The organism is Halobacillus andaensis, assembly GCF_014636475.1.
GTDB lineage: Bacteria > Bacillota > Bacilli > Bacillales > Halobacillaceae > Halobacillus_A > Halobacillus_A andaensis.
The window spans coordinates 568378-592957 of record NZ_BMEL01000003.1 but is presented as its reverse complement, the minus strand read 5'-3'; the positions used below and the strand labels follow the sequence as shown (position 1 = coordinate 592957).

At 43.4% G+C, this 24580-nt stretch carries 20 protein-coding genes and 3 riboswitches; of the genes, 18 read left to right on the top strand and 2 right to left on the bottom strand.

The window, feature by feature from the left end; genetic code table 11:
- Window positions 1-10: 10 nt before the first annotated feature.
- Complete coding sequence (locus IEV27_RS14095) at window positions 11-1165, bottom strand: acetyl-CoA C-acyltransferase (protein WP_188378128.1); 1155 nt, start codon at window positions 1163-1165, stop codon at window positions 11-13.
- Between the two features lie 62 nt (window positions 1166-1227).
- Window positions 1228-1334: riboswitch (SAM riboswitch) on the bottom strand.
- A 66-nt stretch (window positions 1335-1400) separates the two neighbouring features.
- Window positions 1401-1505, bottom strand: a riboswitch (SAM riboswitch).
- Between the two features lie 196 nt (window positions 1506-1701).
- Here IEV27_RS14095 and IEV27_RS14090 point away from each other — a divergent pair.
- The 9 genes from IEV27_RS14090 to IEV27_RS14050 all read left to right on the top strand — a co-directional run bounded on the left by IEV27_RS14090 (window position 1702) and on the right by IEV27_RS14050 (window position 9071).
- Window positions 1702-2250: a 3-dehydroquinate synthase II domain-containing protein gene (locus IEV27_RS14090; protein ID WP_188378127.1), complete on the top strand. Its 549-nt coding sequence runs from the start codon at window positions 1702-1704 to the stop codon at window positions 2248-2250.
- Between the two features lie 88 nt (window positions 2251-2338).
- Window positions 2339-2785 carry a YueI family protein gene (locus IEV27_RS14085; protein ID WP_188378126.1) on the top strand — a complete coding sequence of 149 codons (447 nt, stop codon included), beginning with the start codon at window positions 2339-2341 and terminating at the stop codon, window positions 2783-2785.
- Between the two features lie 132 nt (window positions 2786-2917).
- Window positions 2918-3029, top strand: a riboswitch (TPP riboswitch).
- A 106-nt stretch (window positions 3030-3135) separates the two neighbouring features.
- Window positions 3136-3732 (top strand): thiamine phosphate synthase, encoded by a 597-nt coding sequence (locus IEV27_RS14080; protein ID WP_188378125.1) that lies wholly within the window; start codon window positions 3136-3138, stop codon window positions 3730-3732.
- Entirely contained in the window at window positions 3729-4859 is a 1131-nt protein-coding gene (gene thiO / locus IEV27_RS14075; RefSeq protein WP_188378124.1) for a glycine oxidase ThiO, read from the top strand. The genes IEV27_RS14080 and thiO overlap by 4 nt, the downstream gene beginning before the upstream one ends.
- A complete protein-coding gene (gene thiS / locus IEV27_RS14070; protein WP_188378123.1) occupies window positions 4843-5046 on the top strand; it encodes a sulfur carrier protein ThiS in 204 nt (67 codons plus the stop codon). The genes thiO and thiS overlap by 17 nt, the downstream gene beginning before the upstream one ends.
- A 3-nt stretch (window positions 5047-5049) precedes the next feature.
- Window positions 5050-5814 (top strand): thiazole synthase, encoded by a 765-nt coding sequence (locus IEV27_RS14065; RefSeq protein ID WP_188378122.1) that lies wholly within the window; start codon window positions 5050-5052, stop codon window positions 5812-5814.
- Entirely contained in the window at window positions 5814-6830 is a 1017-nt protein-coding gene (locus tag IEV27_RS14060) for a ThiF family adenylyltransferase (RefSeq protein ID WP_188378121.1), read from the top strand. Before IEV27_RS14065 ends, IEV27_RS14060 begins: the two co-directional genes overlap by 1 nt.
- Window positions 6831-6992: 162 nt before the next feature.
- On the top strand, window positions 6993-7616 hold the full coding sequence (locus IEV27_RS14055) for an SGNH/GDSL hydrolase family protein (protein WP_188378120.1): 624 nt from the start codon (window positions 6993-6995) through the stop codon (window positions 7614-7616).
- A 153-nt stretch (window positions 7617-7769) separates the two neighbouring features.
- Window positions 7770-9071, top strand: a complete 1302-nt coding sequence (locus tag IEV27_RS14050; RefSeq protein ID WP_188378119.1) for a DUF1643 domain-containing protein — start codon at window positions 7770-7772, stop codon at window positions 9069-9071.
- Here IEV27_RS14050 and IEV27_RS14045 read toward each other — a convergent pair.
- Entirely contained in the window at window positions 9043-9663 is a 621-nt protein-coding gene (locus IEV27_RS14045; RefSeq protein ID WP_188378118.1) for a hypothetical protein, read from the bottom strand. The genes IEV27_RS14050 and IEV27_RS14045 overlap by 29 nt on opposite strands.
- Window positions 9664-9941: 278 nt before the next feature.
- Between IEV27_RS14045 and IEV27_RS14040 the strand changes: the two genes are divergently transcribed.
- The 9 genes from IEV27_RS14040 to IEV27_RS14000 are packed head-to-tail and all read left to right on the top strand — an operon-like array spanning window position 9942 to window position 24578.
- On the top strand, window positions 9942-10910 hold the full coding sequence (locus tag IEV27_RS14040; protein ID WP_188378117.1) for a LacI family DNA-binding transcriptional regulator: 969 nt from the start codon (window positions 9942-9944) through the stop codon (window positions 10908-10910).
- Window positions 10882-13248 carry a beta-galactosidase gene (locus tag IEV27_RS14035; protein ID WP_188378116.1) on the top strand — a complete coding sequence of 789 codons (2367 nt, stop codon included), beginning with the start codon at window positions 10882-10884 and terminating at the stop codon, window positions 13246-13248. The genes IEV27_RS14040 and IEV27_RS14035 overlap by 29 nt, the downstream gene beginning before the upstream one ends.
- A 40-nt stretch (window positions 13249-13288) precedes the next feature.
- Window positions 13289-14665, top strand: coding sequence for an ABC transporter substrate-binding protein (locus tag IEV27_RS14030; RefSeq protein WP_188378115.1), 1377 nt, complete (start codon window positions 13289-13291; stop codon window positions 14663-14665).
- Between the two features lie 28 nt (window positions 14666-14693).
- On the top strand, window positions 14694-17624 hold the full coding sequence (locus tag IEV27_RS14025; RefSeq protein WP_229735352.1) for an extracellular solute-binding protein: 2931 nt from the start codon (window positions 14694-14696) through the stop codon (window positions 17622-17624).
- Complete coding sequence (locus IEV27_RS14020) at window positions 17617-18504, top strand: carbohydrate ABC transporter permease (protein ID WP_188378114.1); 888 nt, start codon at window positions 17617-17619, stop codon at window positions 18502-18504. Before IEV27_RS14025 ends, IEV27_RS14020 begins: the two co-directional genes overlap by 8 nt.
- 29 nt (window positions 18505-18533) lie before the next feature.
- Window positions 18534-19412: a carbohydrate ABC transporter permease gene (locus IEV27_RS14015; protein ID WP_188378113.1), complete on the top strand. Its 879-nt coding sequence runs from the start codon at window positions 18534-18536 to the stop codon at window positions 19410-19412.
- 18 nt (window positions 19413-19430) lie between these two features.
- Entirely contained in the window at window positions 19431-21452 is a 2022-nt protein-coding gene (locus IEV27_RS14010; protein WP_188378112.1) for a hypothetical protein, read from the top strand.
- Entirely contained in the window at window positions 21445-23715 is a 2271-nt protein-coding gene (locus IEV27_RS14005) for a DUF5696 domain-containing protein (RefSeq protein ID WP_188378111.1), read from the top strand. Before IEV27_RS14010 ends, IEV27_RS14005 begins: the two co-directional genes overlap by 8 nt.
- A complete protein-coding gene (locus IEV27_RS14000; protein ID WP_188378110.1) occupies window positions 23712-24578 on the top strand; it encodes a carbohydrate ABC transporter permease in 867 nt (288 codons plus the stop codon). Before IEV27_RS14005 ends, IEV27_RS14000 begins: the two co-directional genes overlap by 4 nt.
- The last annotated feature ends 2 nt before the right edge of the window (window positions 24579-24580 follow it).

Sequence of the window (24580 nt, the reverse complement as noted above, 5' to 3'; positions counted from 1 at the left end):
TCCTTTCTTTTTACGATTTAGGCACTTCAATAAGGACCGCCATACCTTGCCCGCCGCCACCGCATAGGGAGGCGATGCCTTTTCCTCCACCGCGTCTTTTCAGTTCATGGGCGAGCGTGAGAACAAGGCGGAATCCTGTGCCGCCAAGCGGGTGGCCTAGAGCAATGGCGCCGCCGTTTACGTTTACGCGGCTGTAATCGATCTCCAGCTCCCGGCAGCTTGCAATGACGACGCTGGAGAAGGCTTCATTGATTTCATATAAATCGATATCCTCTGTTGTGAGGTTATGTTTATCTAAAACTTGCTTAATCGCCTTGGAAGGCTTTGTCTGTAAGCTCGTATCCGGACCGGCGACTTCGGCCCAGTCCACGATTTCAGCTAATGGTGAGCGGCCAAGCTCCTTGGCCTTTTGTTCCGTTGTTACGATTCCTATGCTTGCTCCATCCGTCATTTGTGAAGCATTTCCTGCTGTGATTGTTCCATCTTGTGAAAAAGCAGGGGATAAAGATTCAAGCTTTTCAGCAGTTGTATTGGCGCGGACACCTTCGTCTTGATCCAATATGTTGGATAGAGGGCTGATTTCATCGTTTAGTGATCCGTTCTTTTGCGCTTCAGCAGCCCTTTGCTGAGAAAGAGCGGCGAATTCATCCTGATCCTCACGATTGATGTCAAAGCTGCGGTTTTTCTCATCGGTCAGGGCACCCATTGAAACATCCGTCAGTGAGCACCATAAGCCGTCATTGAGCAGCGTATCTTTAAGCTGGGCATGCCCAATACTTGAGGACATTCGCACGGGAGCCGTGTGAGGAGCATTCGTCATGGAATCGAAACCGCCTACTATGTAGAGTTCACCTTCGTTTAGTTGTAAGCGCCGGGAAGCATCAGCAATCGTTGCAATTCCCCCCAGACAAACATTATTTAGCGTAATGGCCGGTGTAGCAGGATCTATCCCCGCCTTAAAAGCGACCTGACGGGCAGGGTTTTGCCCCTGTCCTGCCTGGATCACTTGAGCGAGCAGTACCCCGTCGGCCTGCTTAGCCTCTGGGTGTTTTTCGACTAATGAAGTTAGTGCTTCTTTTCCTAAATCAGTTGCTGACAGTTTTCTTAACGCACCCTTCCACTTTCCAAAAGGGGTACGGGTTCCATCTAAAAGAACAGTTTTCATTTGATTTCTCTCCTTTTCATAGAAAAAGCTCTCTTCAAAGATAAGAAGAGAGCTTCATTCTCTTCTTATCTTCCAGGATCTCTCCTGCAGGAATTAGCACCTTTTCAAGCGGTTGCCTGATGGTTGCCGGGCATCAACGGGCCAGTCCCTCTGCCTCTCTAGATAAGAACATCGTATGTAATTAAAAAACCTCTCTATTTTTTAAAAAATAGAGAGGTTCAAGAGATGTATTATTCTCTTATCTTCCTGAGCAATTGCTCAGTAGGATTTGGCACCGTGCTATATAAATAGCGGTTGCCGGGCTTCGCAGGGCCAGTCCCTCCACCTCTCTGGATAAGAATTCGTCGTTTATTAAGTTACCTGTGATCTTAGCAATTAAACTCGTACGTGTCAATGCATTTTCATGAAATATCCGAAAATTAGTTTAATTGTCCTCTCAAAGAGGACGGTAAGAATCCTTTCACGTTATCAGTGGACAGAGTGGTTCAAAAGTATGAAAATAAAAGTAAAACCTACAGGAAGGATCGATTCATACAATGAGCAGTGAAACGGGCAGAGGATATGTTGAAGTCACAAAAATAGAAGAGATCGGTGAAGGGATGAGAGTCTGTTTGGATTTTATCGATATTTTACATCCTTCAGACGGACTATATCTTGGAAACACAGGACACGGCTATCTAAAGGTCCTGGCCGAAAACCGCGAATCTAAAGATTATCCCGCTCGTCCTTTTCGCATCAATTGCGGAGCGTTTCACCAATACTTGCATCAATCCGAGAAGACCTATTACCTTCATGAATTAACACCAGGTGAGAAGTTAGTACTTTCGGGTAAAGAAGTAGAGCGTGAAATTGCGATTGGACGAGTGAAAATTGAGAAACGTCCATTTGTAAGAGTAGAGTGTAGAAACGGAGATGGAACGATTTCAGCCACTTTGCAAAAATCCTCCAGCGTTTATTTGATGGAAGAAAGCGAAGGGGAACTATCGATATTGGATCTAAAAGAAGGACAAAAAGTGCTGGGGCTGATGGACAAGCCAGGACGTCACTTAGGTCAGCAAATTGATGAAGAGATTGTTGAAAAATAGGTGAAGGTGCCTCTCCTTTGATGCTTTTCTGTGAATGTGCGAGGATTTAGGGTAAATAATAGGGACAGAGTAAAATGAGGTGATCATGATGAAGAAACCAAATGTAGATGAATATTTGCAAGAAGGAATATACGGCAGTCGACAAACAAAACCAGGCGAACGAAAAAGGTATCTGGGTACTCTCCGTGAGCGTGTAATTCTCGTATTAACGAAAGGCCAAGTAATGCAGGAAGTCGGGATTGAAGAATTATCTCAGGAAATGAAACAGCATAAGGATGCCCAGTTGTTGTTGAATGGAGAAGTCAGCTATCGTTTTCGTAAACCCTATCGACAATTGGCTGACCAACACTCTATTCATCACACCGAAGTTTCCAATCAGGAGTCGGAGACTGATATAGGAGCTATCCTTTACGTGGATTATGCGATAGAAAAAGAAAACATCCACGTGGAAACGAAGGAAGAACCTAAAGAAGAAAATGAGGAAAGCAGCGGAGTGAAAGGGTTTCTGAAGTCGCTGTTTAAAAATTCAAATTGATGTAAGGTTTGGCCAGGATTTTTTTGAAGGGTATAGTCCTTAAGTATCAATAGGTGAAAAATTGAAGTTTTTAATAGACTGAGGATGACAAATAAGGTAAAGTAAATACCAAATCATTTCCAAAATTTAATAGTGATTCACTAGGGGTGCCTTTACTTAAGGGCTGAGATCAAAGTACAACTTTGGGACTCTTTGAACCTGAACTGGCTTTAATACCAGCGGAGGAAAGTGACCGAACGACTGACGTAATATAGAGCGATCTATATTCTACATGCATTTCCATCAAAGACATGCCACTTTCCTATCCAGGAGAGTGGCATTTTTTATGTCTAAATTGAAGGAGGAATGTGATGAGACTTACTGCAGTGACTAATGGTCAATTGGACGAAACTCGCTTAAGAAAGGTGTTGAAAGAGATTACGCCGTTTGTTGATGCCATTTTAGTAAGGGAAAAGCAAAAACCTCCTCAAGAATACCTGGCGTTAGTAAAAGCATTAATAGCTGATGGGATCCCCAAGGAGAAACTATGGATTCACAGTCGCACAGATATTGCCTGTATGACGGGTGTTCATCATCTTCACCTCCCTGAAAAAGGTGTGACGGTCAGGGAGGTGAAGGAGTCCTATCCATTTTTAAAAGTAGGACAGGCTGTCCATTCTTTATCGGCCGCGAAACAAGCGGAGGAAGAGGGAGCAGATTATGTCATGTTCGGTCACATTTTTCCTACGGATAGTAAAAAAGGGAGGAAGGCGAGAGGAGTGGAAGAACTGAAGGAGGTGACTTCTACTCTTTGCATCCCGGTGATCGCCATTGGAGGCATTACGATTGAGAGAATGAAGGATTTACATGCAGCACATGCGAAAGGAGCGGCTGTGATGTCTGGAATTATCAATGCAGCTGCCCCTGCTGAAGCGGTTCGACAGTATCAAAAGGAGGCTAAGGCTTGAAGAACAACCACTACGATGTGTTGATTATTGGCGGAGGTATTATCGGTCATTCGATTTCTTATTATTTAAATAAAAGCGGCGTTCACGCAGCTGTTGTTGAGAAACAGGCGAGCGGAGGAAAAGCCACACGGGCTGCAGCGGGTATGCTGGGGGTTCATACGGAAAACGAAGGAGTCGGAGAGTACCACCAATTTTGTGAAAAGAGCAGAGATATGTACGCTGGTTTAGATCAAGAATTACGGAAACTTACGTCTATTGATATCGGTCTTTCACACTTTGGAATGTTGGAAATCGCTGTTCAAGACGAGGAGAAGGAAGCGTTACTTTTGAAAAAATCGGCTTTTCCAAACCTGGAATGGCTGGACACTCCAAGAGATCGAATCTCTTCTCTTTCGAACAAAGCATTAGGCGCGCTTTTTATGAAAGATGATGGTCACGTCGAGCCGCGTCAAGTTTGCGAAGCTTTTAAACGAGCGGCGTTACTGTGTGGCGGGAACTTGCTGGAGGACCGTACCGTCTTAGGTTTTGAAAATAATCAAGGAAGCTTCATGGTTAAACTAGATAGCCGCTCACTTACAGCCGAGCATGTTGTCGTCGCTTCAGGCGCGGAAAGCGGACGGTGGTTTGAAACGACAGGCCTGCAAAATCCTATCGTTCCAACGAAAGGCGAATGCTTTTCAATAAAATTACGAGAAAACTACTTTAATGAAGTTTTATTTTTCCGCGATTTCTATGTCGTTCCGAAGCCGGATGGACGCTGCATCATTGGGGCTACCTCGAAGCTTGACGACCAAACTACAGATACGTCAGTGGGTGGTCTATCCGATCTAATGAACCGTCTGTTTTCCTTTTTCCCGGAGTGGAAGGATGCTGCTCTTCAAGACTTCTGGTCTGGGGTCCGACCAGGGACGAAAGACGGTGTTCCGGTTATAGGGGAGCATCCTTCCATTTCGAAGCTTTATTTTGCGACGGGACACTACCGAAATGGCATCTTATTAGCTCCGGCTACAGGACAACTGATCGAAAACCTGATCGCAAAGAAACAGGTCGAGCCTTCGATTCAGGAGCTGTTTTCCCCAAGCCGGTTAGCTGAGGAAGGAGAGGTGACCTATGAATATTCAACTTAACGGCCGTTCGATTGATTTTCCAAAAGAAGAGGCGACGATTGCTGAGCTGCTGGAAAGCTATCGCATTCAGAAGAAGATTTCCGTCGTGGAGCATAACAAAGAAATAGTGAAAAAAACAGACTATGAACGGACGAAACTAGCCGACGGTGACCATTTGGAAATCGTCCACTTTGTAGGAGGAGGATAAGAAATGTTGAAAATTGGAGAGCACATCTTTCAGTCACGCTTAATGCTGGGGACAGGCAAATACCCGAGTTTCGCCAGTCAAAAAGAAGCGGTGAATATATCTGGCACTGAGGTTTTAACGTTTGCGGTCCGAAGAATGGATATTTTTGATTCGAATGAACCGAATTTGTTAGAAGAGCTTGATCTGCAAAAATATTCCCTGCTCCCAAATACAGCAGGAGCGAAAACGGCGGAGGAAGCGGTTAGAATTGCCCGTTTAGCCAAAGCTTCGGAACTATGCGACATGATTAAAGTGGAGGTGATCGGCTGTGATAAGACGCTGCTGCCGGATCCTTTTGAAACGATGAAAGCGTCAGTTCAGCTGCTGGAAGAAGGGTTCACCGTCCTTACGTATACGTCCGATGATGTGGTCCTCGCGAGACGTTTAGAAGAGGAGGGCGTCCATGCAATTATGCCGGGAGCTTCTCCAATCGGTTCCGGGCAGGGGATTGTAAACCCGCTGAATCTTCAGTTTATTATAGAGCAATCGAACATCCCTGTGATTGTAGATGCGGGAATCGGCTCGCCTAGTGATGCTTCCTATGCGATGGAACTTGGCGCCGACGGAATTTTATTAAATACGGCAGTTTCCGGAGCTGAGGATCCTGTAAAAATGGCTGAAGCGATGAAGTTAGCAATTGAGTCCGGCCGCTTAGGCTATGAAGCGGGCCGAATTCCAAGGAAAACATACGCGTCCAAAAGCAGTCCGGAAAGCGGGGTGATCGGCTGATGTCAGATCGCTATTCCCGCCAGGAACGCTTTGCTCCAATCGGCCGTGAAGGCCAGGATCAACTTTCTCAAAAACACGTATTCATTGTCGGCGCGGGAGCCTTAGGAAGTGCAAATGCCGAAATGCTGGCGCGAGCCGGTGCCGGGAAAATCACCATCATCGACCGTGATTACATCGAATGGAGCAACCTTGGCCGCCAGCAGCTTTATACAGAAGAAGATGCGGCATCTTTACGAACGAAAGCGTCAGCAGCTGAACAACACTTGCGCGCGATCAACTCCGAGATTGAAATTCACGGCATTGCTCAGGAATTTGAAGCGGAAACGGCTGAGACATTGGTCGAGGGGGCGGATTTTCTAATCGACGGTACCGATAATTTTCAGACGCGTTTCGTCATTAATGACGTTGCAGCAAAATTAAAGGTGCCGTGGGTGTATGGCGGATGTTTGAAAAGCTATGGGATTGTTCTTCCTATTGTTCCAGGAAAAACACCCTGTTTACACTGTCTTATCGACCACTTGCCGCAGGAAGGAGGCACGTGCGATACCGTAGGAATCATTGGACCGGCTGTCCAAATGACAGCCGCTTATCAAACAGCAGAATGCTTGAAGTTTCTCACTGGTCACGCGATGTCTGAAGAGATGATTTATGTAGATGTGTGGGGACGTGAGTATTCTTCCATTAATGTAAGCAAGCTACTCGATGCAGAATGTTCTTCCTGCTCAAGTGATGCAATCTATCCTTATTTAAAAAAGGAAAAAGGTTTAAGGACAGCCATGCTCTGCGGAAGAAATACCGTTCAAGTTAGACCCGATCAATTATCGAGACTGTCTCTATCGGAATTAAGAAGTCACTTAAAACCTTTGACTGAAAGGATTAAAGAAAATGGTGAATTGCTCATGTTTCATGTCGAGGACGTACGGTTTGTTGTGTTCAAAGACGGACGAACGTTGATTCATGGAACGGAAGATGTGCAGGAAGCGAAGAAGTTGTACCAGCGATACATCGGTGCTTGACTTTTGGCGTTTAAGAAAAACATTAGAACCACTTTTCCACTTTATTTTTAGTTATAGATAGGGAGAAGGGTTTATAGGGGGTACGGGTGAACAATCAACTTTGGATCAATAGATCACGGATTCTGGTATTCTAGTGTTAAAACAAGTGAAGGAAGTGGTCCTATGGCTGCTAAGAAAGTTGTAATGATCGGTGACAGCATTACAGACGCTCATAGATTAAATGACCCAGAAGGAATAGGAGAAGGTTACGTGCGAACCCTGCGGGACTATTACATCACGGATCATCCCGAAGCAGAGGTTCAGTTCGTGAATAAGGGAGTATCCGGAGACCGCATCACAGATCTTGAAGAACGGTGGGACCGAGACATCATTAAGGAAAAACCGGACTGGGTTTCGATATCCATTGGCATCAATGACGTGTGGCGGCAGCTGGATCATCCGGGGATGGAGCAGGTGGACCCTGACCAGTTTTCATCCATTTATCGCAGGCTGTTGGAGCGGACTGTCGAGGAAACAGGAAGTAATCTCATCTTGATGCAGCCGACAATTATTGAAGAAGACCTGGTGTCTCGGGGGAATCAAATGCTCACGCATTATGTCAAAATTGTTAATCAGCTGGCTGAGAAATATCAAGCGATTCTCGTGCCGGCTCATGAAGCTTTTATTGAGCATTTGGAAAGAAATCAACAACCAAGCTTAACGACGGATGGCGTCCATATGACATCGACTGGGAATATGCTGATGGCTAAGGCTTGGATTCAAGCAGTTAGGGACACCATTGTTTAACCTTGTCTAAATAACCTCTCTTAAACAGTATATCCATTTGTTTAGGAGGGGATGTTTTTATGCAATAAAGCTAGAGGGAATCTATAGTGCATAAAGAATATGTAAATTAAGGAAGTGATTGAGTTTATAACCTGAAAAGCGAGGGTGATACTTTTGATAACAAAGGCGAAAGCGTATGGATCATTTGTTAAAGAGGGAGACCATGTTCATCGAAAGTCGGCTTATTTGCAGTGGGGTAAGTCCGAACAGTCATTAGGGGCATGCTTGTTGTTAAACCCCGGGGCTGCTGGGCTTGAAACAGAAGTAGAAGTGTCTTTGGGAGAAGCGGAAGCGGCAGATGGTCCTATTCGTGCTGAGGATCCTACCATCAGGCAGCTTGTTAAAATAGTAGAAAAGATTTATGAGAATAAGAGTGATTTATCGGGAAGATTCCACATATATAACCTCTTTAGCCTACGAAATTCATCCGCTCCTCATGCTGTAAGTTTATTTGAAGAGCTTGTAAACAACGGAGAGTATGATTATACTCGTTCACTTGTTTCTAAAAGTGAACTGCAGCTCCATCCTTGGCTGCTACTAGGCTGGGGACTTAATCAAAACAAGAATTGGAAGAACCTGAAGCTGGTGAAAAACGAATGGTTCCATTTAATTGAAGCATCTGGTATCCCTACGGTCGGTATTCAACACGAAAAAAGCGGCGAGTACTACCATCCATGTCCCCGGCTTTATGAGAAAAGACATGAAATGGTTAATAAGATAGTGAAACAGTATCGGAAACGTGTTTCAAAGAAAAAGGGAAGTCAGCTATTAATAGAGAAGTATGTGAACTATCAGGAGAATACCCTTAATGAACATATTCTCACGAGTTCTCCTTCACTCCTCTCCTACATGAACAAAGGAGGGAGAATACAGTGGCATTCTCCCTTAAAAGAGAAGTTCCACGAATACCGCAATGATTTTCTTGAATTAGATGATGAATGGAAAAAGAATGTAGATCAACTCGGAAAGTACTGGCCCAACCGGGGGCCGAGCTGGGATGCCGCTGCTACAATCCAGGGGGACAAAAAGGGGTTGCTATTAGTGGAAGCCAAGGCTCATATACATGAGATGAAATCTAAAATCCAAGCAAAAGACCCGTCAAGCATCGATTTAATCAAGCGAACGCTCGAAGATACACAGGTGAGCATAGACTCTCATGCCTCTCAGGATATTTGGTTGAACAAATATTATCAATTATCAAACAGGATGGCTTATTTGTATATTTTAAACGAGAAGCTACAAATCCCCACCTGGCTGGTACTTGTAAATTTTGTAGATGACTACACGCATAAATCTACTTCGATTGAGAAGTGGATTCAACATTATCAGTGCGTCTTTGCTGAAATGGATATTAAGCCTTCAACTCGTTTATTGAACCGTCTGATCACTATCTTTCCTCGTCCGAATAAGCTTTAACGTTAATTTTTAATTGTGTATCGTCCTTCTTGTTTAAACCAACGATGCTTTGATTTTTACACGTATTCCCTTGCTTAATCGCCTGCGATCTCCACCAGATAAATTTAAGGTGAGTGGGGTGAAACAGGTATAACTGTTTGGCTGGTTGAACAAACCTTAAATGATCATTTCGGTTCGCTACAGCCTCACCTCTTGTTACTCCATTAGAAGTATATTTCTTACCAAAAAAATCAACGTAGATTAGTATGAATTCTGCCCCTTCATCCCAGTAGGTTCCTTTATTAATCGTGAACTCAATAATGTCATTGACATCAATTTCCCGAACGGGCCTTGAGAGGAAGTAGTTTTGTCTTCCAGATTCATCTTTTTCACGGAGTAATAGAAAAGCATCATTACACCTTCCATTACCAATGTTTTTAACCGTGACTTTAAATGTGTTTTTCTCTTTTGTAACACGGTATTTTCTGTTTTGAACAGCGATTATCGGGGCATGACTTGCTCGGTAATTCAGTCTGGATAACATAAAGGTGATCACGGAAATTATTAGTAGCAGTAAACTAATAATATCTGAGGGACCGAGTGTAAAGTTCATATAAGTCCTCCTCCATTTCTATTATTTAACACCTTCCACATTTAAAACAAAAATCCTTTAATTTTTATATAGTTATACCTTCCTATAATCGCTTGAGCGCTCGCGTTGGGACGCTCTATTTCTATGAATACAGAAACCATTCCGATCCTTCAAATTAACTAATTGTGAAAAATTTCAGAAAATATATTGTAATCGCTTTCACGATTCGCTATAATTTTTGTTGAAACGTTTCAATAAACTATTAATAGTAGCCGTGAGGTCAGAGAAGAGGGAAAAGCTTGTCCACGTTAAAAGATGTTGCAAAGAAAGCGAAAGTAAGCGTAGCCACCGCCTCCTATGTCATGAATGGGAGTGAGTTGATTACTAAACCGACAAAGGATAAGGTGCTGTTGGCTGCTAAAGAACTTGGCTATCGTCCAAATGGAAATGCCAAAAACTTAAAGAAAAACAAGACGAATATTATTGGCCTCTTCTTGAGTGGGTTTACGGGTCCTTTCTTTAATGAGCTGTTGGAAGGTATTCAAGATACGGTCATTAAGAGAGGGTACGAGATGGTCGTATGTGCGTCGGATGATAAGCATCGTTTACTGTTGGAGCGTTATGTGGATGGGGCCATTATTCTTAACTTCCATATCAGCAATGAATTGTTGAATGGTCTGGCCAGTGACAAGTTTCCGATTGTTGTATTAGACCGGGAATTAGTGAATCCGCATGTAAAGCAGATGTTGTTACCGAATAAGCTTGGTATGGACTATACGGTTAACCATTTAGTGGAAAAAGGGCATAAGCGGATAGGGTTTATCGCCGGTTCTAAGGAGTCCTTTGATGGAGAGAGCCGCTTAGAGGGATTTAAAGAATCGCTCGCTGATCATGGGTTGAGTTTTAATGAGTCAGATTTGATACGTGCGGACTTCACGGAAATTAGCGCCCTGCTCAGTATGAACAAGTTCCTCGAAGCAAATGAAGAATTCCCTACGGCTTTTGTATCGGCTAACGATGAAATGGCGATGGGGGCGATCAAGGCTGTCCAGCAGAGGGGATTAAAGGTTCCGGAGGATATTGCATTTGTTGGATTTGATGATATTGATTTATCTCGATACGTCCAGCCGGCCTTAACAACAGTACGCGTGGAGAAAAAACGGTGGGGGCAAATGGCAGCAGAAACACTATTCGATATGTTGGAAAAGAACACCGATCCAAAAGAGCTGGAGATCCCTATTGAATTTGTTCCACGTCAATCAAGCTAGGGGGAATGAAAAAATTCAAGTAAAAGATGAAAAGGTTATCATTAATGGTAAAGAAACCGTGCTTTTTGGTGCAGAGCTGCATTATTTTCGTATTCCTAGAGATGATTGGAGAGCACGTATCCGCCAGGTGAAGGATGCGGGCATTAATATGATCAGCACCTATGTACCGTGGATGTTTCATGAATACGAGGAAGGATCCATCGATTTGACAGGAGAGACGAGGGGTGAGCGTGATTTTCAAGGCTTCTTACAGTTGGTGGCTGAAGAGGACATGTACTGTTTAGTCCGACCCGGCCCTTATGTGATGGCAGAGATTGTTGATCATGGGGTGCCGCCCTGGTTAATTGACGATTATCCGGAAGTCCTGGCGCTAACGGAGAAGGGGCAGAGCCACCCGACGAGAGTAGTCAGCTACATGCACCCGACTTTTTTAGAAAAAGTGGAGAGCTGGTATCACTCGGTCTGCGCTGTGATTGAGCCGTTTCAAATCGCTCACGGCGGTCCTGTTATTATGTTTCAGCTCGATAATGAAGTTGGAATGTTTCACTGGGTGACCAATGAAGGTGATTATAATAACGTAACAAAGCAGCAATTTGAGCAATACTTAGAAGAAAAAGAGGTCGGCATCGAGGATCCTATAAGGTACATGAAAGAGCACGCGGGAGAACCGCCGGCGGAAGAGTTGAAACACGAATACTACCTGTTTATGCGTAAGCATTATCGCTTTTATCTCGAGCATTTAAAAGAATTGGCTCAGCGAAAAGGGATTTCGGTTCCTTTTATTATTAATATTCACGGCTTTCATACGATAGACTTTTTAAAAAGAGGAACGCGTTACCCTATCGGCATCGCGCAGCTGATGGAAGCGGCAAAAATGGATGACACGCTTGTCGCAGGAGACTACTACATTGGCAATATTGAATTCGATAACTACGTCGATATCGTCCTCGCCAATTCGTTTACAAAAGCCATTCAATCACCGGACCATCCCTTGTTTTCAGCTGAATTCCAAGGAGGATCGGCTTCCGATAAGCCCAGACTTCAGCCAAGTACATTCGACTTGACGACACGTCTCTGTTTCGCGAATGGAATGAATGCTGTGAACTACTACATGTTTGTTGGTGGGGAAAACTATGAAAATATTGGCTTAAATGGCAGAAGGCATGAGTGGCAGGCGCCGTTGACTGCTTCTGGTGAAAAGAAGCCCCACTTTGATGTGATTCAGCATTTAGGACAAATGTATCGAACTTTTGAAGAACCCCTTATGAATGCTAAGCAGACGACCCAGACGTGTGTTGCTTTTTACCCGGATTACTACACAACGGAATATAGTAACCTTTTTTCTTCACCTTTAATTGAAACGTTTCAATTTGAAAGGGATTTAAACATCTATAATGGCGTTGCTAAAGGGTTAAGAGTGAATCGAATCGTTTATGACAGCTTAAATATTCAAGACCACAACCGGATCAATGTGGAGGAAGTTCCGACACTGTGGATGTTTTCTATGAAATGGATGGACAGGCACGTTCAGCAAAAGCTGGTTGATTATTTAGAAGACGGGGGTCAACTTGTACTATTCCCTTCGATTCCAACAAAGGATCTAAATGATAACGAATGCACCCTGCTGAAAGATTACATTGGTGTGGGCTTAAATGGAAGAAAGCAAGGTTTTGTAACGGTTGGGGACATAGACAGTGTTCAGACGAAATACATGGAAACATTTGATGTAAAAGACGGGGCGTTCGCCTGGTCGGAAGACGAACGAAAAGATGTTGCAGCCTTTGAAAAAAGACTTGGTCAAGGGAAGTTGATTGTTTTTGGTGTCGGACTGGAGCTTGATTTTAATTATAAATATGAGGTGATTCGCCATCTGGCTGAGAAGGCTGGTGTATATAGTGAGTTTACCTTACAACAGGAATTAGACGTTTCCGTACGAGCGGTTAATGAGAACAGTTACTTTCTTTTTCTTCACAATTTTGATGAATATGAGAAGGTGACTCCAGTTGCGAGGGACAAACAGCTATTGTTTGATGGAACATCCATCACGGTGCCGGGAAAAAGCGGCCTAATGCTGCCGGTTAACATTCCGATTGCAGATGGGGTAATGATCTCGTATGCAACGGCTGAAATCTACGGGTTAGAAGAATCTGCTGATTCTTTATCTATGACAGTGAAACTAAAACAGGCAAAAGACGTGCTTGTTATTGAAACGTTTAAATGGAAGCCTGTTGAATCTCCGGGTGTGAAAGTTGAAAGAGTCTCGGACGAACGGTATAAGGTGGATTTGCTTCGCTCTTTAGAAAATGAAATAACGATAGACTTTGTGAAATGTAATTAACCGTCCTTGATTTTAAAAAATAATAGAAGAGGTGTATGTGATGAAAAAATGGTTGGCTGTAGTTACGTTGTTTGCGATCTTTTCCCTTCTGGCTGCTTGCTCGAATGACTCGTCCTCAGAGGGAGAAGAAGACTCTGGCAGTAATGAAGATGGTGACGGAGTAACCATCACCATTGCGAGCTGGGCTTTTGGTTCAGAAGGGGAAACGAACCTGGACCGAATGATGATTGATGCTTTTATGGAAGAGCATCCTGACATCAATGTTGAGATTGATGAATCGATTAGTGATCCATGGGAGGAATCACTGGCTTCAGCAGCGAGCGGAGGAGAAATGCCGGATGTATTTTCAATCGCTCACGTTCCAACAGGTATTGCCAATGACTGGATGATGGATGTCAGCGAATTTGTAGAAGAAGATGAGGAATATGACCTTCTGCCTGAAACGGTAAGAGAAGCCATCACTTACAGCGATAGTGTGTATTCTGTTCCTTCTTCCCAGAATATCCTTGGCTATTTCGTGAATGAAGATCTATACGAACAGGCTAACCTTGATGTTCCGAGTCTTGGAATGAGTATTGATGAATTTGAAACAGCTGTCAGCGATATTACCAACGTAAATCAGGGAGTGATTGGCCTGAACGAGGCGAATGCGATTCCTGAATGGTACCCGGCTTCTGCAAGTGACGAGCTGGGCTGGTATACCTTTAATGATGGATTCTCTTTAGATAGCAATGAGTTTATTAGTGGAATCGATCTGGCTAATAACATCAATACAAATGGATATGCATACGCAACGTTATCAGAAGATGAAATGGCTAATTTCAATGGAGAAGATGCGAATGAAGTGTGGATGAACAATGGAATTGGAATCAGATGGGACGGCACATGGGCGATTGGCGGTTATGAGCAAAATGCGGACTTTGAATGGGACTTTATCGGCATCCCTGGAGATCGCACGGTTATTACTCATGACTTCTATGGTCTTTCCAGCTCGACTGACCATCCTGAAGAAGCGTATGAACTAGCTAAATGGATGGGATTCGGTAAGGACGGCTATATGAAACGTATGGAACTTGCTGATGAAGAGGAAGATGTCAGCTTATCCGGCGTACCGTTAATTACGGATGAAGAAGTTTTGGATGCCTACTTTGAAAGAGTGGATGTTCCAGGTCTCGAGGAAGCGTACGAAAATATTGAAAATGCGGTGGTAGAACCATTTAAGACCACTCCGGGATATGGACAAGCCCGCTGGGAAGCGCCTACTGGCGTATCAGTTGGTGACGAGTCCAATGCCACAATGGGACAGCTGATCGATGCCAGTGTATCAGGTCAGGAGAATATTGAAAACTACGCGAGTCAAATTAATGATCTAGCCAATCAGAAGTATGAAGAAGAGCTTGAAGCAATCGGAGAGTAAAGTTTGAAAAAGTTGAGGAGGTAACATCATGAATTCTAAAGTGCTGTTATGGTCGCTAATAATCCTATTTCTTATTCCTCAGCCGGCTGCTCAAGCAAACGGTGATGATGAAGTGGATGTTGATGAGCGGATCGAAGAACAGAGTTATCACCTCGAACTCAACGAATGGAAGGAGCAAGGTCTGGACAGCCCTGCTGATTTTAAGCAGGCTGTCCCGCCTTCTTCATTTACAGAAAGTAATGATGATGAATTATTGTCTTCATCGGAGAGCCAGGGTTATGGGGATCGCGTATTCTATTGGCGTAATCAAGAGTCATTAACGGTTGAAGTCGAGGTCGAAGAAGAAGGTTTATATGAAATTGGGTTTGATTATTTGCCTCAAGGTGATTTGATCATGCCAATAGAGGGTGCAATTCAAGTAAACGGTGAGTATCCTTATGCAGAAAGTAGACAAATTGAATTCCCGAGCAAATGGAAGAATGAATCAGAAGATTTTGAAACGGATCGTTCTGGAAATGAAATCATACCAGAACAAGAGCCGATTGAAGAATGGTCGCATGTAAAAGCTGAAGATTCTACATATATGTACAAGCGTCCGCTTCAATTCCATTTAGAGGAAGGGCAAAATACGATTACGCTGCAAAATTTAAGAGGGGAAATGCTGGTGGGAGATTTACACGTTACGTCTCCGGCACAAATCCCAGAATATGAAAGCTATGTAGGGGAATATCCAGATGCAGAGCAGCAAGACGAGCTTAAGACGTTTGAAGCCGAACATCCTTCGGAGAAAAACAGTTCTTATATAAGACCTTCCGCTACGGAAGACCCTTCTGTTCATCCCTACGATCGAAAGCAACTTCTGTTAAATACGTTAGGCGGTGATTCATGGAGTGAACCAGGTCAAACGGTCAGCTGGGAGGTCGAAGCAGAAGAAGCCGGATTTTACCAATTAACCTTTAAAACGATGCAGGATAATGAGTCGGAATCTCCTGTGTATCGGAAGGTGTTGATTAACGATCGTGTTCCATTTGAAGAAGTGGAGCAGTATCAGTTTGGTTTTAGTAAGGAATGGACGAACGAGACACTAAGCAGCGGTGAAGGAGATCCGTATCTCTTTTATTTAGAGGAAGGTAAAAACAAAGTAAGTTTGAAGGCAGACCCATCCCCTCACGCCAATGTATTATTTACGATTGATGAGGTCATGCAGGAGATTGATGAACTTTCTCTGTCGATTCGAAAGCTGGTCGGGAACCAACAAGGGTCCCGGGACTGGGATATTGAGGAATATATCCCAGGGATCGATGAACAGGTTCTTGCCTGGTCTGACAAACTGAATGAAGAAGTGGAGTATTTGCTGGATTTAAACGATGGGGAAGAGTCTACTGAAATCGCATCATTAAAAATCGCGATTGATAAATTAGAGAACTTAGCAGCCAACCCTGATGAAATTCCCAACCGACTTACGCAATTATCTACAGGATCTAACTCAGCTGCACAATTGCTTGGGGATATCTCAATGGATTTATCCGCTCAGCCGCTGTCACTCGACCGGTTCTATGTACACGGTGATACTGCTTTACCTGATGCGGAGGCAGGACTTTTTACGAAAACGAAAGATTCTGTGGCTAACTTCTTTCAATCCTTTACCCAGGATAACTTGGCAACAGCTGATGTGGATGATGACACGATCGAAGTCTGGGTGAATCGCCCGCGGCAATATGTGGAGCTTCTTCAGAATATGACCGATCAGAATTTCACTCCAGAAACAGGGATTAAAGTGAAATACTCGTTAATGCCGGATGAGCAGAAGCTGGTGTTAGCAAGTGCAGCTGATACACAGCCTGATTTAGCACTTGGAATAAGCAACTGGGTTCCTTACGAGTTAGCGATTCGAGGATCAGCTGTTGATTTAAGAGAATTCGATGATTTCGGTGAAGTAGGTCAGCAGTTCTCACCTGGAGCTTTCTTACCGTTAGTGATCGAAGATGGCGTATACGCGCTGCCTGAAACGCAGGATTTCTTCGTACAATTCTATCGGAAGGACATTGTAGAAGAGCTGGATATTCCTGTTCCAGATACGTGGGATGAAGTAACCGGCATTTTACCTGAACTGCAAAGGTATGGAATGAACTATTATACGCCGTTAGCCGAGGAATCTGCGTTTAAGCCGTTTCAGACGACTTCACCATTCATTTACCAGTTTGGCGGAAGTCTCTATGAAGAAGATGGCATTGGAACTACGATTGATGAAGAACAAGCTTTGGAAGGCATTCAATTTATGGCGGATTTAAGTACGATTTACAGCATGCCGCTTCAGGTTCCTAGATTTTATAACCACTTTAGGTATTCTACACTGCCGATTGGTGTTGCACCTTTTAGTACGTATGTCGAGCTTACTACAGCTGCACCTGAGATCTCAGGGTGGTGGGATATCACTCCTCAGCCTGGAGTCGAACAAGAAGATGGCACGGTGGAAAGGTGGGCCCCAGGATCCGGTCAGGCTTCAATGATTTTTGATAAAAGCGGTAAAAAGGACGACTCGTGGGAGCTGTTGAAATGGTGGATGTCCTCAGAAACGCAGACAGACTTCGCTGTTACGCTGCAAACCTTATTTGGTCCTGAATACATGTGGAACACGGCGAACCTGGATTCGTTTGAGCAGCTGCCTTTGCCGGAAGAACATAAAGAAGTCGTGCTTGAGCAGTGGGAGTATATGAAGGAAGTTCCGAAAACCCCTTACTCCTATATGGTCGAACGTGAGATTAGTAACGTGTGGAATAAGGTTGTATTTGATGGAGAAAATGCCCGAGCCTCTGTTGATGATAGTGTGATTTTAATTAACCGTGAAATGCGGAGAAAGCTTGAAGAATTCGATTACATGGATAACGGAGAAGTGGTCAAACCATACGAAATTCCAACGATCGAAAAGGTGGAAAGGTGGATGGAATCTAATGAATAACAGAGAACATTTAAGTACATCCATATTTCTCGCGCCTTATTTATTATTGTTCTCCATGTTTATTATTATCCCGGTGGCGATTGCCGTTGGTTTATCCTTTACGTATTTCAATACCATCGAATTTCCATCCTTCATAGGGCTGGCCAACTATGTCAATATCATTACTCAGGATAATACGTTCATGCAGTATGTCTTACCGAATACGCTGATCTTTTCCTTAATTGTAGGTCCTGGAGGATATATACTCGCTTTCTTATTAGCGTGGATGTTAGCTCAGATCTCAAAAGGTCCCCGTACGATTTTAGCTTTAATCCTTTTTTCGCCTTCAATGACCGCAGGTGTCGCTATGGGAGTTGTTTGGAAAATTATTTTCAGCGGGGATCAGACAGGTTATTTAAACAATCTATTAATCTCGATGGGGTTTATTACCGAGCCGATTCAGTTCCTTCAGTCTCCTCAATACTTAATGGTCATTATGATTCTAGTAACGTTATGGGGGAGCATGGGGGTAGGATTTCTTGCCATGCTGTCCGGGGTGCTGAATATTGATAAAGAAATCTATGAAGCGGCATATATAGACGGCATTCGAAATCGATTTCAAGAAATCATCTACATTACGATTCCTTCGATGAAGCCGCAAATGCTTTTTGGTGCCGTTATGGCGGTGGTAACCACGTTCCAGGCAGGCGCGATCGGGGTGGAGCTTTCCGGACAGAACCCTACCCCGCAAAATGCCGGACAGTTAATTGTCAATCACTTAGAGGATTTCGGGTTCATTCGATATGAAATGGGCTATGCGGCTGCATTGTCTGTACTGCTGCTGCTCTTCATTTATGGATTCTCACGAGTGGCTATGAAGCTATTTGCAGAAAAGGATTAATGGCTTACTAACTTACTAGGGGTGTGAACATGGCATCTTTTCATGGCACGAAAATCAATCCAGATAAGTTCCATAAAAGTCAATTGAAGTTTTATATCTTTCTTATACCGATGGCTTTGTTAATGCTCATTCCCATCGTATATATTTTCTCCCATGCATTTAAACCGATTGATGAGCTTTTTGCTTATCCGCCGCGTTTCTTTGTGCAGAAACCGACGCTGCAAAACTTCTACGATTTAGTAGGGAATACCAACGCCACCGGTGTACCGATGACGAGGTATCTTTTCAACAGTGTAGTCGTTACCGTCATTGTCGTTTTCTTAACCGTACTTATCAGCACCATGGCTGGATATGTATTTTCAAAAAAACAATTTAAATTTAAGAAAACGATATTTGAAATTAATACACTGGCTTTAATGTTTGTTCCAGCAGCCGTGGTCATTCCGCGCTATTTGCTAATTGATGAAGTGGGATTGCTTGATACATTTTTCGCCCACATTTTTCCGCTATTAGCTATGCCGGTCGGGCTGTTTCTCGTCAAACAATTCATTGACCAAATCCCAGATGAATTAATAGAAGCCGCAAAAATTGATGGAGCCAATGATTTTCTTATCTTCTTTAAAATCATCGTTCCTCTAGTGAAACCAGCCATTGCGACGATTTCTATTCTTGCTTTCCAGGCGGTATGGAACAATGCAGAAACGTCAACTTTATTTGTTGATGATGAAAACTTAAAGACATTTGCCTTTTTCATGTCCACGTTAGCCGCAGATACGGAAGGGAACTCTGTCGCAGGTCAAGGGATGGCAGCAGCTGCCTCATTGATTATGTTCGTGCCTAACTTGATTATATTCATCTTTATGCAGAGCAAAGTTATGAACACGATGGCACACTCTGGAATTAAGTAACGATTAGGAGGAAGGGAAATGAGGGGATTTATTACTGCTGTCATCTGCATTTGGTTAACCATATTGTTTCCCGCACTTTCCTCTGCTTCGGTTTCTGTTCCTTACCAGACAGAAACATTAACAGCTGATGGAAATGTTATTGAAACACAAACAGCCTACGCACCAATTGGGTTATTTGCTAAAGGGACGGAGATGATCAATCCTGAAGATATTTATATCAATCAGCAGGATCAAATCTATATGGCAGATTCAGGCACTTCAACGGTAACAAAATTTGATGAAGAGGGAAATGTTTTAGAGGTTTATGGTGAAGACGTGCTAAACCAGCCTTTAGGGGTTTACGCAAAAGAGAATGGGGATGTATACGTAGCCGACTATGGCAGTGAAAAAGTTTTGAAGTTCCAGGAAGATGGGGAACTCATTGAAGAATATGAAAGGCCGGATTCACCGTTGTTTGGAGCCAGTGCACCATTTAAACCGGAAAAAGTATCGGTAGACACACGCGGCAATATTTACATCATTGGTGAGAGTGCGACGAACGGCATTATTCAATTAAGTGAGGATGGCGCTTTTCTAGGATATTATGGAGCGAATACACTGGCACCATCAGTCGGCACGTTTCTTAATGACATGATAACGACGCAGCGTCAAAGGGCGAACCTCTTCATGAAAGAGCCGCCAGCCCCAGGAAATATATCCATAGATGATCAAGGGCTGGTGTATACAATTACCTCCGGAACAACATGGGAAGCTATTCGAAAGTTGAATATTGAAGGGGGAAATATATTACCTCCTGCGATGACAGAAGAAACGAACTTAGTCGACGTTGCGGTAGGATCGATTGGAAATATCTATACCGTTGGCAATGACGGCATTATTTATGAATATGACAGCTCGGGCAATTTACTGTTTTCCTTCGGTGGAAAAACGAACGCAAACAATCGTCTAGGGTTAACGATGCAGCCCTCCAGTATTGAAGTCGATGACGTAGGAAGGCTGTACGTAACGGATCGCGAGCAAGGGAACATTCAAGTGTATGAGCCGACAGAATTTACGACCGTGCTCCATCAAGGGTTAGCTCTTTTTGAAGAAGGCTATTACGTGCAGAGTGAAGATTACTGGAACGAAATCCTCCGGTTGAATTCCTCGTTCGGACTGGCCCATACAGCTAAAGGAGAAGCACTTTATAAACAGCAGGAATATGACGAAGCATTAGAAGAATTCGAACTAGCCAATGATAAAGATGGCTATTCTAACGCCTTCTGGGAGATTCGGTATCGCTGGATGGAAAATCATTTAGCCGGAGCTTTTATGATCATCATCGCGTTCTTTGTTTTTAGATACACGGTGAAATTTACGGATAAAAAGAAGAATATTCTCCAGCCTGTCAGAGACATTACGTCAAAAATCAAGCGCCAAAAGCTGGTCAATGAGCTGCTCTTTTTAACTCGGTTTATTAAAAGGCCGATCGATAGCATCTATTATTTGAAAAATGGAGAACGTGCTTCGATTTTATCAGCAAGTATCTTGTATCTCATTCTCGTTGTTGAATACTTACTAAGGATTTACTGGACAGGTTTTCTTTTCACAGATCGTGTATTAGAAAATGTAAACGTATTCTTTGAAGCCGGAGCTGTGCTTCTCCCTCTATTCTTGTTTATCGTCGTCAATTACTTAGTCAGTACGATTACAGACGGGGAAGGCAGGTTCAGGCACGTTTATATCGGAACGATTTATTCGTTAGCTCCGATTATACTATTCATACTTCCGATTACGCTGATTTCCAATGTTCTTACCTTTAATGAAGCGTTCATTTATACGTTCTCTATGCAGGTCATCATCGTTTGGTCAATCGTCATTTTATTTACGACGATCAAAGAAATTCACGATTATTCCTTCTGGGGAACGATACGGAACCTTCTCGTTACTCTGTTTGGCATGATCCTTACTATATTAGTGTTCTTTGTTCTTTATATATTGTTTGATCAATTGTATGACTTTGTCAGCTCGATCATTGAGGAGGTGATGTTACGTGTCTAAAAAGTGGAAGTGGATCATCCTCATATTGGTCTTACTGTTTCCTGTGCAGGCGATTGCAAATACGCTTTCTGACAGTGACCCTGATACAGATGTAAAAGAAGAGGAAGAGAAACGAGCGGATGAAATGCTGCGCTATCAGTCGAATCAATTCACTAAGCCCGAGAATGAGGAAGGGGCGGTAGAAGAGACGACGTTATCTGATGGCTATGAGCAGGTGGCGGAGAACGATCATCTGGCTCTATATGTAGAGGAGGAATCTCTTGCCCTGCAAATAGAGAATAAACAGACCGGGTATATATGGAATTCCGGTCTAACCAAAGATAAAGAATACAACCTAAATGAGACATGGTCAAACATGGCTCACTCAGCGGTCACGATCGATTACATTGATGGAGAAGATAAAACTTCTTCTGAAAGTATTCTTTCCAATGAATCACAAGTGTCCGTCACCGAGCAGGAAGATGGCTTTTCTGCCTCTATCGCATTTGAGGAAGCGGGCATTGCCATGCAGCTCGATGTTCGTTTAGATGACGACTCCATTGAGGTTCACGTCCCCCAAAGCGAAATCGAGGAGGAAGACAAAAAGCTTGCAACGATGCGTGTCTATCCATTTTTAGGGGCCACTGAAGGCACGGACATGGACGGCTATACTTTTATTCCTGATGGAAGCGGAGCACTTATGCGTTTTGATGAAAAGCAGCCATCCTCCATGGCGCCCTATCAAAGTGCCATCTATGGTGAGGATGAAGGGTTTAAACGAAGTGCTTCATCCGAAGAGGAGGTTCGCGTGAACGCTGCTCAGAAGATTACGATGCCGGTCTATGGAATGACGAATGGAGTGGATCAAAATGGTTACGTCACGATGATTGACGAAGGACAAACTTTTGCAGATATCATCGCCTATCCCTCCGGCATTGCTACTGATTTTCATTGGGTTACGGCTCAGTATAATTACCGCTATCAATATTATCAGCCGACGAGTCAGGATATGAGCGGATACAACGTGTATCAAGATGAAATGAATGCGTTTGACGTGAAGGAACGCATCACTTTCCTTCACGAGGAGGATGCGAACTACGTAGGGATGGCGAAAGCCTACCAGCATTATCTGCTGGATCGCGGCATGCTGTCGACAGGGGAAGATCAAGTCGATGTCCGGCTCGAATTTTTAGGTGGAGAAGCGAAAAGCGGGCTGCTGCGGGACTCCGTGCAGACGATGACAGAAGTGACGGATTTACCTGATTACGTGGATCGTCTGAATCAGCAGGGCGTTGACGATCTGCATGTCATTTATCGCGGCTGGACGGAAGGCGGCTATACCGGCACCCTGCCGGAGAAATTCCCGTTTGAGAATAAATTAGGAAGTGCCGGAGATTTTGAGCAGGTAAATGATTTCTTCGAAGAGAAAGAAATCCCTTTATCCTATTACACCGATTATACAAAAGCTTTCGAAGGAGCGTCTGGTTACTCAGGACAGAAGGACGTTGCAAGGAAAATCAATGCCGAAACGATTACAAGCGAGGGAGAAGCAGAGAACTTCTATTCTTTAAGCCCGTCGAAATCATTGGAAATGGCAGAAGAGGATCTTAATGAATATGAAGAGCGGGGGATGTCTCATCTAGCGGTGGACTCGAGCGCGAATATGCTGTTCTCAGACTTTACCAGCGATTCCCTTCGTCCGCAGGTAATCCAGATCTATCAGGAACTGTTTGAAACGTTAGAGACAAGTGTTGATTCTCTTTCTTTATACCAGCCGAATGACTACATGATAGCTCATGCGGACCGTTACCTGGATATCCCACTGTACTCGTCAAATTATAGTTTTGTAACGGATACCGTGCCGTTTCTGCAGATTGTATTAAAAGGCCATGTTCCTTATTACGCTTCCTTCTCAAACTTTCATAACAGCCCGGAGGACGAGCTTCTTCGTATGATTGAATATGGTGCTAATCCATCATTCTACTTAACGACAGCGGCTTCTCACCAGTTAATGCATACAGCATCAGAGGATCTATATACCTCACAGTTTGATAACTGGGAAAGCGAGATTATTGAGCAATATGAAACCTTAAAGGAAAGCTTAGGGAAAATGGAAGGAGAAACGATCACTTATCGTACCGTCCATGACTCTGATTTGGTGGAGGTTGGTTATTCCAACGGGAAAGCTATTTTGGTTAATTACAAGAATAAAGAAGTAAATAGAGAAGGAACGGAAGTGGAAGCCAAAGGCTATAAGGTAATCGACCGGGGGAATCAGTCATGAAACAACTATCATTAAAAAAGAAAAATAGTTTAATAGGTTTCACGTTTTTATCTCCCTGGATTATAGGGTTCCTTGTCTTTACGGCTTTTCCATTGTTTTATTCCTTATTCTTAAGTTTTCAAAAAGTAAAAATCACCCCGAATGGAATACAAACCGAGTATATTAACTTTGAGAACTATATCTATGCTTTTACCGTTGACTCGCAGTTCACGCAGGTTTTGCTCAGATTCCTACGCGAGCTCGTCATCTCCACACCGATCATTATTGTATTTTCACTTATCATTGCTTTGTTATTGAACCAGCCGATACGGATGAAAGGTTTCTTCCGAACGATTTTCTTTCTTCCCGTCATCATTGCCAGCGGACCTGTGATCACTGATTTAATGGAGCAGGACGTTACATCCATTCCATCGATTGAAGAATATGCGATTTTCGCAGCGTTATTATCGAGTACGGATGGATTTATTAACACGATTCTTCTGTACTTAATGGATAACCTGATTATCATTCTATGGTATTCAGGTGTACAAATATTAATCTTCTTAGCCGCTTTGCAGAAAACGGATCGGCAAATCTATGAAGCTGCTAAAATCGACGGGGCATCAAATTGGGAATGTTTCTGGAAGGTAACACTGCCTACGCTGTATCCGATGATTATTGTAAATTTGATCTATACAGTCGTTACGTATTCTATTTTTGCCTTAAACCCTGTGGTTGATCATATCCAGGGCAACATGTTCGAGATCTCTACAGGATTTGGCTATGCTTCAGCCCTGTCATGGTTATACTTTCTCGTCATTGCGATTGTATTAGCTCTCAGTGTGGGGCTCATGGCTGTAAGAGGAAACAAAAAGTACGGGTAAAG